Origin of the sequence: Vibrio sp. 10N.222.49.A3 (genome assembly GCF_041475145.1) — a bacterium.
GTDB lineage: Bacteria > Pseudomonadota > Gammaproteobacteria > Enterobacterales > Vibrionaceae > Vibrio > Vibrio tasmaniensis_A.
Map to the genome: position 1 here is coordinate 17,519 of NZ_JBFRVM010000040.1, position 12,259 is coordinate 29,777.

Consider the following 12,259-nt stretch of genomic DNA (forward strand, 5'->3'; position numbering starts at 1 on the left):
TTAGAGAACCATTGGTACACATGCTAAAAAAAATCCTCTGACGAATAGTCGTTCAGAGGATTTTTTATTTAGCTTGCAGATTAGGTATAAGCTTAAAACAGGCTCACATCGTTAAACGGAAACATAGGGCACAAGTGCCTTCAACGAATCTCTAACTAGTTCCGATAAAGCTTGGTCGTTATCTCGATACTGCAATAATGGTTCTTCGCTTGCTTCAATGCTCTGACACAAGCTGTACAGTGCTGATAGACCCAAACTACCCGCCGACCCTTTAAGTTTGTGCGCCAAGGACTTCACTTCTCGTCCATCATCCGCTTGACTCGCCTCAGCTAATTCATTCAAGGTCAGGTCACTGCTTTCATCAAACAGCGCAACGATCTGTTTCATTTTCTCTAATCCAAGAATCGACAGATCACCCTCTATCACTTTGGAATCAATCAATTTCACCGGAGCATCTCCTCGGTCTTGGGTATCATATTGAGCATGAATGGTAGCCGTGTGATTAGCCAAAACATCAGCCACCTGTGTGGCGTTCCGTTCATCACTGTTACTCTCAATAACGCGTTTATAGTTTTGTTTGCAAACAGCATCGTTCGGATCAGGCTGTGGTAACAACAGTGCTTTACCATCGAGTTGAGTAACGATGAGCTGAGAAAGAGCCTCTTTCTCCAACGGCTTAGGCAAGAAACCATCGAACCCTGATGCTAAATAGCTCTCGACTTCTTCATTGAATACATGCGCCGACACCGCCACCATAGGGGGTATATTTAGCGGCTCAGCCGTGGACGTTTGTTCTAGAATCGCTTTTAACTGTTGAATCAGCTCTATGCCATCACAATCGGGTAGATTGATGTCTACCAACGCAATATCAAACGCCTGCTCACTGAATATAGCTCTGGCCTCTTCTCCTGTTGTCGCCATCACAACGTCATGGCCTAGATTATTCAGAAACCCTTCAGCAACAATGCAGTTAACAGGGTTATCTTCAATCAACAATACTTTGGCACGGATACAAGCTTCAATAGTCGGTGCTTTCGTTTCAATCTTCTCACCCGCGAACAAAGGTACTGAGAACCAGAATTGGCTCCCTTCACCTTCTTCGGAATGAACACCAATATCACCGTTCATTGCCTGCATGATACTTTTGCTGATCGCTAGTCCTAGCCCTGTGCCACCAGTTTTATTGCGACCACTACCGGTTTGGGTGAATGCATCAAACAGACAAGCTTGCTCTTTGCTATCAATGCCAACCCCCGTGTCTGACACTTCAAACATCACTCGATTTTCATCTTCTATATCTAAGCTGATAAAGATATCGACTGAGCCTGTTTCAGTAAACTTAATCGCATTGCCAACCAGATTATTCAAAATTTGGCTGATTCGTGTTACATCACCACGCCAATAACGTTGTACGTTACTTTCAATATGGAAATCGAAATTAAGTTTCTTTTCAGCAGCACGTCCCTCCATTAGTTGGTAGGTATCTTTAACCATTTGGTAGAGATCAAACGAAGCCGTGCGTATTTCTAAATGCCCCGCTTCTATCTTTGAATAATCAAGCACGTCATTCAAAATGGCGAGAAGATTCTTGCCGCTGCGGTTAATGATATCGGCATAACCCGATTGCAAAGGATCTAGCCCAGTATCTTTAAGTAATCGAGCCGTACCTAACACACCATTCATCGGTGTTCGTATTTCATGGCTCACCGTCGCGAGGAAGGCGGACTTAGCCCGGCTTGCTTGTTCTGCGGCATTACGAGCCTTAGCGTGATTTTCCACCTCGACATTCAACTTCTCATTGGTTTTTTGCAGTTGATAAGTTCGGTCGGTGACCAATTCTTCTAAGTGCTCTTTATGTTCTTCGAGCTCACGTTTCGCCTTCGCTTCTCCAACGGCAACCACTTGTAGCGCCTGTGCCGTATTTCTCGCTGTAATAATAGCCTCACCCATATGAGCCAGTTCATCATTACCTTTAACCGAGATATCGATATTCAGACGCCCCTGAGCGATAGACATCAAAGCTGAAGAGTATTCAGTAAGACGTTTAACCACCGAGATATAAACAACTCGCCACACAATAACGGCAACGATAACCAAGCCAATAACTGAAATCACCGACAACGACCATTGAGCTAGATTCAGCGTGCTAGTTAGCTCATCAACCGCTTTTTTGGTACTTAGATTCGAATCATCGATCAATTGGTTAACCGTTGTATTCAGTTGCGAAAACAGCTCCAGCGTATTTTGCATCAAAAATTCAGATTTTTTGGTGTTCTCATATTGTTCTAGCGATATATCGAACACGACTTGGCGTTTTCTTAATTCTTCAAGAAGCTGAGACATCTGCGCTGAACGAGTCGGATCTTCGACCGCTTTCACACGGCGCGCCATAATTCTTAGATTAGATTCAAACTCAGATTGGATTTGATGAATACGTTCAACGTTAGTGACAGTCTGCGTTTCTTCAATTTGATTAAGCATTTTGTACGCCAACAAATGTAATTCGTGCAAGCGTTCGGACAAATCAAGGTCAACCTCAACAAGCGCATCTAAGGCTTGGTAGGCTTTATCAGTTTGCTTAGTTTCTAGTAGGTCATAGATGTGTGTGACGTTGGCAACTGCGATGGTGGCCGTGTTCAACACTTGGGTTCGGGTTAGCTGCTCTAGCTCTTCCGCAAGTAGACGCATCTCTTCAACACGAGAAGACAGTTCCTTGTTTAACCAAAGCTTACGTTCAACTGACACGCCCAACTCAGCCAGTGTATTAATAACACTTTGGACATTGTTTTCGAGTTTATTAAGAAGTTGGGAATCAAAACTGTCGACGCCAAGTTCTTTGATATGCTGAAGAAGCGACTCAAGTTGACCGAACAACATAGTGCCCGCTTCTTTTCTTTCTGCTTCATTTCTCGCATTAGAAAGCGTTTGTACCGACGAAATAATACGGTTACTCAACTCAGATACTTGACGAGCTTCGATCATGGCAGGAAGAGCAGAATCGACGACGTTTCTTTCAGTCTTTGCTACAAAGCTAAAACCAGAAACACCGATCAATGCAGACAATAAAACCAACAGGGCCATCACTAAGAATGAGGCCAGTAGCTTGCGTCCAATACTCGCTGAAGCTAACAACATAAACTCTAAACCTTAAAACGTTCTTCTTTACCCATGCAGAATACGCTATATTTTGTAGTGTTTCTTATCTAAAACCAATAAAACGGCAATTCATGCTATCTAGACCTTTAACTTCAAAAATTCTTCTCTCATTACTAGCATCAGTCACCACTGTAGTAAGTGCTAGTGAGCCTTTGAGCCCAATAAAACCGGCAGAAGCCACATCACAAAAAGAAAAAATTTGTGCCATTTATCCGCACCTAAAAGACTCTTATTGGTTATCGGTTAACTACGGAATGGTCTCAGAAGCAGAAAAGCAACAAGTCGAACTTAGAGTTTTGGAAGCTGGCGGTTACCCCAACGTAGCCAAACAGGCCTCACAACTGGTGCTTTGCACGCAATGGGGGGCTGATGCCATTATTTTAGGCACAGTTTCGCCTGACGCTTACCATGAGAACCTGACCAACTGGGTCGGAGCAACCCCTGTGTTTGCCACAGTCAATGAGTTAACCGTCAATAAAGAGCAACAAAGAGTATTAAAAGGCACGGTCGGTGTCGACTGGTATCAAATGGGTTTCCAAGTCGGAGAGTTTTTGTCGAAAAGACATCCAAAAGGGTCAGGAGAAACACCTATCGCCCTATTACTTGGCCCACAAGCAAGCGGTGGCACTAAACCTGTGGCGCTCGGGTTTTATGATGCAATCAAATCGAGCGATATCAAAATCGCGATCAGCTATTGGGCAGACAACAATAAAGAACTGCAAAGAAACTTGGTACAACAAGTCATCGAACAACCGGATATTCAATATATTGTCGGAAGTGCAGTCGCGATTGAAGCTGCGATAAGTGAACTAAGAGCTGCGGGTAAAACCAAAGAGATTGGGTTAATTTCAAGTTACTTAAGTCACGGAATCTACCGCGGTTTGCTTCGTAACAAGGTGCTTTTTGCACCAACAGATAAAATGGTTGAACAAGGTCGCTTGTCGGTAAAGCAAGCCACCCATTACTTGCGTGGTCAACCTTATGAAAAACATAGCGCACCCATGATTGAGGCACTGACACCCGCAACACTCAAAGATCAAATTATCGCTGACTCATTGTCACCTTCTGAGTTTCGCCCGGTATTCAGTGTGAATCCTTAGTGCTATATTGACTAAAGAACTCAAAACAATAAAAACGAATCAATCATTTAGGGAACATCCATGCAAAAAACGACGCGTACTATGCCAACGCATAAGAACATCGCTTTGGTCGCTCATGACCATTTCAAACCTGAGCTATTAAGATGGGTCAAAGAGAACAAAGAAAAACTACAAAAGCACTTCCTTTATGCAACGGGCACGACAGGTTCTCTACTCAGTAAAGAAACAGGCTTAGCGATTAAGAGCATGATCAGCGGCCCAATGGGCGGTGACCAACAACTTGGTGCCCTTATCTCTGAAGGCAAGATCGATATGATGATTTTCTTCTGGGATCCATTAAATGCTGTACCACACGACCCGGACGTAAAAGCACTGCTTCGTATCGCAAGTGTTTGGAACATCCCTGTAGCAACCAACCGCGCTACCGCTAACTTCCTGTTTAACTCTTCATTGCTTGAAGAAGAAGTGATCATTGAGATCCCAGACTACGAAGCATACTTGGCAGAGCGCACATAATCACACGTTAAATTAGCCCTTTACTAGGGCGTGTTGATCTTTCGAGCTGATTTTTGCAGCGAATTGCTGGGGATTTCTACAAGGCAGAGGCTTTGATGTGTAGCTAGCCTACATGAGAAGCCGATAACGTAGTAGAAATGGCTAGCAAACGCTGCCCGAAGGGTTCGGCTAAACACACTAAAGAGCCTGCATTATGAACTGCCCCCAATAGTTGGACATCAATTATTGGGGGCTTTTCTGTTTCTGAAAACGATTCTTTTGATCCACAAAAAAGCCTTGCTAGTTTCGCAAGGCTTCTCTTATTTTTCATGCTTCTAAAATCTAACTGCTATTTTTCTTCGAAGCGCTTCGCTAAATGATAGAACTCATTCACTTGCTCTTTTAGCTCTGTGGAGTGGTCTTTCACAGAATGTGTTGCAACCAGGTTTTGCTCTGCGGTAGAAGCGATAGACTGCATATGTAGGTTTACTTCGCTCGATAGTTCACGTTGTTTATGAGCAGAGCTTTCAACAGATTGCATCAGTTCATTCATCGATTGCATTAGATTTTCAACTTCAGATAAACGCTCTGCGCTCACCTTCGCAACATCACCACACGCGTCGGTTTGGTCTCTGTTCGCCAGAATATCTTTCTGCCAGCTTTCAATCGTCGCCAGCATGGTATCGATGCTCTCTTTAATCTGAACTGTGGCCTTTGACGTTCGTCCAGATAAAGCACGTACTTCGTCGGCAACAACTGCAAAGCCTCGTCCTTGCTCGCCTGCTCTTGCCGCTTCAATCGCAGCGTTAAGTGCCAACAAGTTAGTTTGTTCAGCGATTCCACCAATCTCTTCCATTATCTTGCTCACGCTTTGCGCTTGATCGCTCAATTGGTAAGTCGTGTGCGTCGCTTTCTCCGCCTGAGATGCCAAGTTTTCAAGGTTGCGGTGGGTTTGATCGATGCTCTCTTTAGCACCAGCACAAGTTTGCAAGGTAACATCGACAATTTGGTGAGCTTCTTCTGTACGAGAAGATACTTCATTGGCGGTCACTTCAACCTCTTCAGTTGCTTCACGTACCTGAAGAATATCTTTTGTCTGCTGATCGAGCGCTCAGTGACTTGGTATGACGTCGCATTAAGGTTATCAGCTAAATCTTGCAATGGTTTCGCTGAGTCTGTCATACGGCCTAACACAGTGCGAATTCGGGCAGACATCAGCTTGAGATGAAAATCGGCAACAGAGAACTGACTGTTACCTGAGTAGACAAGGCGACTGACACTATCGAATTTAGATTGCAGTTTTTTCAACTGTAATGGTGTATCAATGAGCTCTTGTCGGAAAAGCAGTGCTAGAGCAGAAACAGGAAGAAGACTCAATATCCACTGCGATGCTTGCCCTACTTCTACAAGATTTGAAATCAGAGGCGCAGCCAAAGAGCCAAGTAACACTGCGTAACGAACACTGTCACTGATCTTTAATGACCATTGGCGACCCGACTTTTCAGCCTTCAAGAGGCCTTGGTAAGCCTTATCCGCGACTTGTACCCATTCGTTTTTAGGCTTAACACGAACCGATTGGTAGCCACTCACCTTCCCGCCATCATAAATAGGGGTAACGTAAGCATCAACCCAGTAGTAACCACCAGATTGGGTTTTATTTTTTACGATACCGCGCCACGCTTTACCCTGCTTTAGGTTAACCCACATATCGGCAAAAGCCGCTTTCGGCATATCGTTATGCCTCACGATATTGTGGTGTTGCCCTAGCAACTCTTGTTGGCTGTATTCCGCAATGCGACAAAAAGCATCATTACTGTAAGTAATCACACCTTTAAGGTCGGTAGTCGAGACAAGTTGTTCATTTTCGCTTAAAAGCGTTTCACGAGATTGAGAAGGAGAGCTGGCTGTCATTATATTAACTTTTGTTAACTATTATTGTAGCCGAGGAATATATACAATTATTAAAGTTCTTACAAAATGCGAACGTAACATTTTGTGTAAATGCCTGCTATTTATACAAAAATACGCCTGACACCTCACAAAGCTCAAAGCTTCACGCCCTTTCTTTTCTCTTCTCAAATTAGCGGTCATGACTCATCTAAGTTAACTGCAGTGGTAAATTTCACGGTTCTCATTGAAACAGAGGTATGGAACTTGCGAATATTCAGATCTTTACGTAATACTCGCTCAACAAAGTCTTCGTAAGCTTGAATGTCTGTGACCGTAACAATCAACATAAAGTCAAAGCTGCCTGATATCTGATAGCACTGAGTGACCTCTGACGCCTTAGAAATAGAATGGCGAAAAATTTGATAGATATCCCCTCGGTCGCGCTCCATTTCAACGGACACAACTAGGGTCATCTTGCTGCCAGTAAGCTCAGGGTTAATGATCGATACATCACCGACTATCACGCCCTCTTGCCTCAATCGTTTCACTCGCTTTAAGCAAGCAGGAGGTGATAGCCCTACGATCTCGGCTAACGATTGATTAGGGATCCGGTTATTCTTCTGAAGCTCAACCAATATGCTTCTATCTATACGGTCTATTTCCATAATTTCTTAAACCATGATTTTTTGACTGATAATTTCTTACTTTACGACAATTTAAAAATCACAGGCAACTTTATAGGTTATTTTTGAAATAATAATCACAACAATCGCGGTAAGATCTTTTTATACAACACAACGAGTTATGGTCGTAACAATGAAATCAACCTATCAATTTTTTAAAGAACTCCTTAGAGAGATTTTCGATGTCACCTCGACTCTTTTCCGAATCATGATTCCAATCATCATCGTGATAAAGGTCGTTGAAGAGCTCGGCGGCATCGTGATTCTTAGCGAATGGCTGAGCCCAATAATGGAAAGCGTCGGCTTACCGAAAGAAATGGGCTTGGTATGGGCAACCACCATACTCACTAACATCTATGCGGGGCTGATTATTCTCATCAATTCCGACGCTCCCTTAACGGTTGCTCAAGCCTCGGTTTTAGGCAGTATGATGCTTCTCGCCCACTCTCTGCCGATTGAAGGAGCGATAGCCAAAAAGGCAGGCGTGAGCTGGCTGGCTACGTTGTCGGTGCGAGTCGGTGGTAGCTTGGTGCTGGCATGGCTACTTAATCTCAGTTATCAATATGGGGATTTACTCAACTACCCAGCAACGGTGCTTTGGCAGCCTGAAGTATCAGGAGACACAAGCTATTTGGGTTGGGCCATTGAACAGCTCAAGAGTTTTGCCGTTATCTTCATGGTGATTTTAGCGCTATTACTGCTACTCAAGGTTTTAAAGATTCTCGGTGTTGAAAAGCTAATGGCAATATTGTTAAGACCATTCTTGAGACTGCTAGGAATCAGCAAAGACGCAACCAACCTAACGATCATCGGAATCACGCTTGGTCTTTCGTTTGGCGGCGGCTTATTGATCAACGAAGCCAAGAAAGGACATATCTCCGCGAGGGATGTATTCACCGCAATCATGCTGCTCAACTTGCTCCACAGTTTGATTGAAGATACGTTGTTGATCATGCTCATTGGGGCTGACTTCTACACCATATTTTGGGGAAGGTTAGTATTCTCAGTGCTGGTCATCGCTTTAATATCCAACATCATTAAGCGCATGAATCCGAGCACTTGCGAACGTTATTTTTATCGCGATGTCTCTCAGTCATAAGTAAAAATACCAACGAGACTAAAAGGAAAAGAGCTCAAACACGGGCTCTTTTTGCTACTCGTCGATCCTATCACCGCCGCTATTGTTAAATTTCGCGTCATTGAAACACTGAAAATCATTCTCAACACCCTAATTATTGATATTTCGTGTGAAAATAATTTCAGCACAGGTATTTACTAATAACTCAATTATTAAATGCAATGTTTAAACACAGAGAATATAAAACGCATATTATTACTTATAACTCCATACCTTGTATAAAGTACTCTCAAGATAATAATCACTTCCCAACCAATATTATTAAAATCCAAACTATCAACTATTCATTCAAAAAAACTCATTAAATAGCTGATAATAAAATAAATAACGACCATTATTTGATATTAACTTTAAATGTTGAAATCGGAACGAATAATTGCTTGTAATAATTATCTATTTGATTGGTAAATTTTATAAATATATTTTGTTACATAATCAAAACTGATGGCTCTTTTTAATATGCTCCTTATAACAGCGCCTCTTACAACCGAGGCTCGCACAACTAAGATTCTTACAAAAACACCCATAAAAGCAATGACTTTAATGGTTCTAACTTTGTCATCACTGTCACAGGCTTCCACTATTGAGAACGATGAACTATTGCTTAAGTCATTGATTAAACGAGGTGTTATCTGTTCTGGCTTAACCTATGAGGAAAATCAAGAAGCTTTACGTATCTATCTCAACGCTAAAAAAGCGAAGAGCACTCCGTTTGATTCAAAAAGTAGAAAAGAGACAACCAATACAAAGGAGGTAGAAAGTAAAAAAAACACAACAAACACACGTCAGTTAAATAAGACACCACAAGAGTGTATTAGGCCAAACTCGGACAACAGATCCGAATAAGGCAAGTTGATACTGATATCGACATGGAAATATAAAAGGAAAATATAATGAAAATGATGAGAAAAACATTGTTGGCTTCAGCAATGCTTACTCTATTTAGCGTCAGTAGTTATGCAAAAACACCTATTGATTTAGGCGTTGTTAATGAAGACAAACTCATTGAAATGCTAGTTAGACAGGGCTTAGTCGACCAAGATGCAACCGATGTGGCAAAGCACGACGCACTTGACCGCTACTTGAAGAATAAAATCAATTCCGGTTTTAAAGGTGACGCTCAATTCGGTAAAAAAGCACTTGAGCAACGAGCGAAAATACTTAAAGCCATAGAAAAAGGATCTGGTGTTAAAAAGGCGAGCGTCTTTGCGTTAGAAGTCGGCACCAAGCGTACCGATAAAGTACTCGCTCTGTTAGTCGATTTCCCTGATTTGAACTGGGATAACAACAAACTGACCGAAGAGCACACACAAATGCTCTACGAGAGCTACAACCCAGAACATTATCAAGAGTTGTTGTTTTCAAACTCTGGCTACACTGGGCCAAACGGCGAAAACCTAATCTCGATGCGTCAGTATTACCAAAGCGAATCTGGTGATAGTTACAGCGTTGCGGGCCAAGCTGCAGGTTGGTATCGCGCCTCTAAACCTGCGTCATTCTATGGGGGTAACTCCCCTACTACCGACAACGATCTCAACGCGCAAGAACTGGTTCGCGAAGCACTGAATCAATTGGCTCAAGATCCGAGTATCAATCTAGCCGATTACGATATTGAAGATCGTTACGATTACGACGGTGACGGAAACTTCCGTGAACCCGATGGTGTGATTGATCATCTAATGGTGTTCCACGCATCTGTTGGTGAAGAAGCCGGTGGTGGCGTATTAGGCCCTGATGCGATTTGGTCTCACCGATTCAACCTTGGTCGCACCCATGTACTTAAAGGCACCTCTAGCTCGCTTCCAGACCGCTTTGGTGGCCAATACGCAGCATTTGATTACACGATTCAACCGATTGATGCCGCAGCTGGTGTATGTGCTCACGAGTATGGCCATGATTTAGGCTTGCCAGACGAGTACGACACGCAATATACAGGCAAGGGTGAACCTGTCTCTTACTGGTCAATCATGTCTTCGGGCAGTTGGGCTGGTCAAATTGGTGGCACACAGCCAACGGCATTCAGCTCTTGGGCAAAACACTTCCTACAGAAGTCGATTGGTGGTCGCTGGGTTAACGATGATCAAATCTCAATTAATGATCTAGAAGACAACCCACAAGTTTACACGCTGTTCCAAACAACGGATAACAGCCGTCCGAACATGATTAAAGTGGATCTTCCAGAAAAACAGATCGAAGGTTTAAAACCGTTTGCTGGTGAGTATTCGTTCCACTCTCAAAAAGGCGATGACCTGAAAAACAGCATGACACGCAAGTTGGTGATTCCAGCCGGCGATTCTGCACTGCTTTCGTTCAAAACTTGGTATGAAATTGAGAAAGACTACGACTTTGCACGCGTACTCGTGAATGGACAAGCCATTGCCGGCAACATCACCTCATTGGATGACCCGTACAATACTGGCCTCGTTCCTGCTATTGGCGGCGAATCTGGCGGTTGGATTGATGCTGAGTTCGACGTTTCACAATGGGCAGGCCAAGAAGTAGAGCTTTCGTTTGAATACATCACCGATGGTGGCTTGGCGATGGAAGGTTTCTATTTGGATAACCTCAGTGTGGTCGTTGATGGTGAAGTAACCTTAATAGACGATGGTGAGAGCAACTCCACCTTCGCCCTAAATGGTTACAAGCTGAGTAATGGGTTCCACCAAGCGCAACACTACTACCTGTTGCAATGGCGCAGCCACATGGACGTTGATGAGGGTCTAGCCAACATCAAACGCATGGGCCAACTGATCTCATTCGATCCGGGTTTGATTATTTGGTACGTAGACGAATCTCTGACTGATAACTGGGTAGGCAAACACCCAGGTGAAGGTTGGTTAGGTGTGGTCGATGCCGACCAGAATGCAATGACTTGGGAAAAATCCGGTGAAGTCGCTCAAACTCGTTACCAAGTTCGTGATGCGGCGTTTTCACTCAAAGATCATACTCCAATGCGTCTTGTAAACAGCGACAATGATGTGCTCGAAGATACCAGTTTAGTTGGCAATGCTAGCTTCTCGGATGACCAAGATTACACATCGCCTCAAGCACCAGACTCAGGACGTATCCTGACGAAGTTTGGTTTAGCGGTCGATATTGTGAATCAGAGTGACAACAACGAATACGGTGTGGTTCGCTTATCTAAAGTAAGCCAACACAACGTCGCTCCTACTGCGAACTTCGAGCTTAATGTGACTGGCCTGAACGTTTCAGCACGTAACTTTAGCTCAGACCAAGACGGTGAGATCACCAGTTATCTATGGGACTTGGGCAACGGAACAACAAGTAACGAAGTGGCACCAACTTGGTCTTACGAGCAAGCAGGTGAATACACGGTGAACTTGACTGTTGTCGACGACAAAGGCAATACCGATTCGTTCAGCTCCGTAGTGAGTGTTGAATCTCCAAACGCTCTTCCAGAAGCAAGCGCGAAGTACATTCACTTGGGTCGCTGGGTAACCATGTGGTCAACAAGTTCAGACAGTGATGGTCGTATTGTTGATACCGAGTGGACACTTCCAAACGGTAAGGTGAAACGAGGTCGTACATTCACTTCAATCTTCCCTTCATACGGTAAGCACAAGGTGACACTGAAGATAATCGATGACCAAGGCGGGATTACGACTAAGACAATTTTAGTCGACCTGTAAATCATAGCAGGCTCTATCATGAGGATTTACAAAATAAGCTTAAGTACTGTTGTCACAGGATATAAACCACGACAGCAGTTTTAAGAAAACGTCATTATTTAAGCCATAAGCGAAAGCCCTACCGATTCGGTATAATGCCGTTCGGAT

Annotated in this window: 8 protein-coding genes and 1 pseudogene; 5 read left to right on the forward strand and 4 right to left on the reverse strand. The window is 43.5% G+C overall.

Features of this window, described 5'->3' with window-relative positions; genetic code table 11:
- Positions 1-111: 111 nt before the first annotated feature.
- Both torS and AB4589_RS08550 read right to left on the reverse strand, forming a co-directional pair.
- Positions 112-3,135 carry a TMAO reductase system sensor histidine kinase/response regulator TorS gene (gene torS / locus AB4589_RS08545; RefSeq protein ID WP_372100137.1) on the reverse strand — a complete coding sequence of 1,008 codons (3,024 nt, stop codon included), beginning with the start codon at positions 3,133-3,135 and terminating at the stop codon, positions 112-114.
- A 64-nt stretch (positions 3,136-3,199) separates the two neighbouring features.
- A complete protein-coding gene (locus tag AB4589_RS08550; RefSeq protein ID WP_232281790.1) occupies positions 3,200-3,364 on the reverse strand; it encodes a hypothetical protein in 165 nt (54 codons plus the stop codon).
- On the opposite strand from AB4589_RS08550, the gene torT reads away from it, so the two are divergent.
- Both torT and AB4589_RS08560 read left to right on the forward strand, forming a co-directional pair.
- Positions 3,309-4,256, forward strand: a complete 948-nt coding sequence (torT, locus tag AB4589_RS08555) for a TMAO reductase system periplasmic protein TorT (RefSeq protein ID WP_372100139.1) — start codon at positions 3,309-3,311, stop codon at positions 4,254-4,256. The genes AB4589_RS08550 and torT overlap by 56 nt on opposite strands.
- Positions 4,257-4,316: 60 nt before the next feature.
- Entirely contained in the window at positions 4,317-4,772 is a 456-nt protein-coding gene (locus AB4589_RS08560) for a methylglyoxal synthase (RefSeq protein WP_009844869.1), read from the forward strand.
- Between the two features lie 328 nt (positions 4,773-5,100).
- On the opposite strand, the pseudogene AB4589_RS08565 reads toward AB4589_RS08560, so the two are convergent.
- Positions 5,101-6,662 (reverse strand): annotated as a pseudogene (locus AB4589_RS08565) (methyl-accepting chemotaxis protein).
- A gap of 176 nt (positions 6,663-6,838) precedes the next feature.
- Positions 6,839-7,306, reverse strand: coding sequence for an Lrp/AsnC family transcriptional regulator (locus AB4589_RS08570; RefSeq protein ID WP_135384215.1), 468 nt, complete (start codon positions 7,304-7,306; stop codon positions 6,839-6,841).
- Between the two features lie 151 nt (positions 7,307-7,457).
- Here AB4589_RS08570 and AB4589_RS08575 point away from each other — a divergent pair, with 151 nt between their 5' ends.
- The 3 genes from AB4589_RS08575 (at position 7,458) to AB4589_RS08585 (ending at position 12,112) form a co-directional block, all read left to right on the forward strand.
- Positions 7,458-8,423 carry a hypothetical protein gene (locus AB4589_RS08575; RefSeq protein ID WP_372100141.1) on the forward strand — a complete coding sequence of 322 codons (966 nt, stop codon included), beginning with the start codon at positions 7,458-7,460 and terminating at the stop codon, positions 8,421-8,423.
- 573 nt (positions 8,424-8,996) lie between these two features.
- Entirely contained in the window at positions 8,997-9,308 is a 312-nt protein-coding gene (locus AB4589_RS08580) for a hypothetical protein (RefSeq protein WP_372100145.1), read from the forward strand.
- A gap of 47 nt (positions 9,309-9,355) precedes the next feature.
- The gene (locus AB4589_RS08585; protein ID WP_372100143.1) at positions 9,356-12,112 is read left to right on the forward strand and encodes an immune inhibitor A domain-containing protein; all 2,757 of its coding nucleotides are present in this window, start codon (positions 9,356-9,358) and stop codon (positions 12,110-12,112) included.
- Positions 12,113-12,259: the final 147 nt, after the last annotated feature.

Excerpts from the sequence above, each read along its gene's own strand:
- AB4589_RS08560 (WP_009844869.1), top strand. The coding sequence starts at position 4,317 with ATGCAAAAAACGACGCGTACTATGCCAACGCATAAGAACATCGCTTTG.
- AB4589_RS08550 (WP_232281790.1), bottom strand. The coding sequence starts at position 3,364 with ATGGCACAAATTTTTTCTTTTTGTGATGTGGCTTCTGCCGGTTTTATT.
- AB4589_RS08585 (WP_372100143.1), top strand. The coding sequence starts at position 9,356 with ATGAAAATGATGAGAAAAACATTGTTGGCTTCAGCAATGCTTACTCTA.
- AB4589_RS08575 (WP_372100141.1), top strand. The coding sequence starts at position 7,458 with ATGAAATCAACCTATCAATTTTTTAAAGAACTCCTTAGAGAGATTTTC.
- torS (WP_372100137.1), bottom strand. The coding sequence starts at position 3,135 with ATGTTGTTAGCTTCAGCGAGTATTGGACGCAAGCTACTGGCCTCATTC.
- AB4589_RS08580 (WP_372100145.1), top strand. The coding sequence starts at position 8,997 with ATGACTTTAATGGTTCTAACTTTGTCATCACTGTCACAGGCTTCCACT.
- AB4589_RS08570 (WP_135384215.1), bottom strand. The coding sequence starts at position 7,306 with ATGGAAATAGACCGTATAGATAGAAGCATATTGGTTGAGCTTCAGAAG.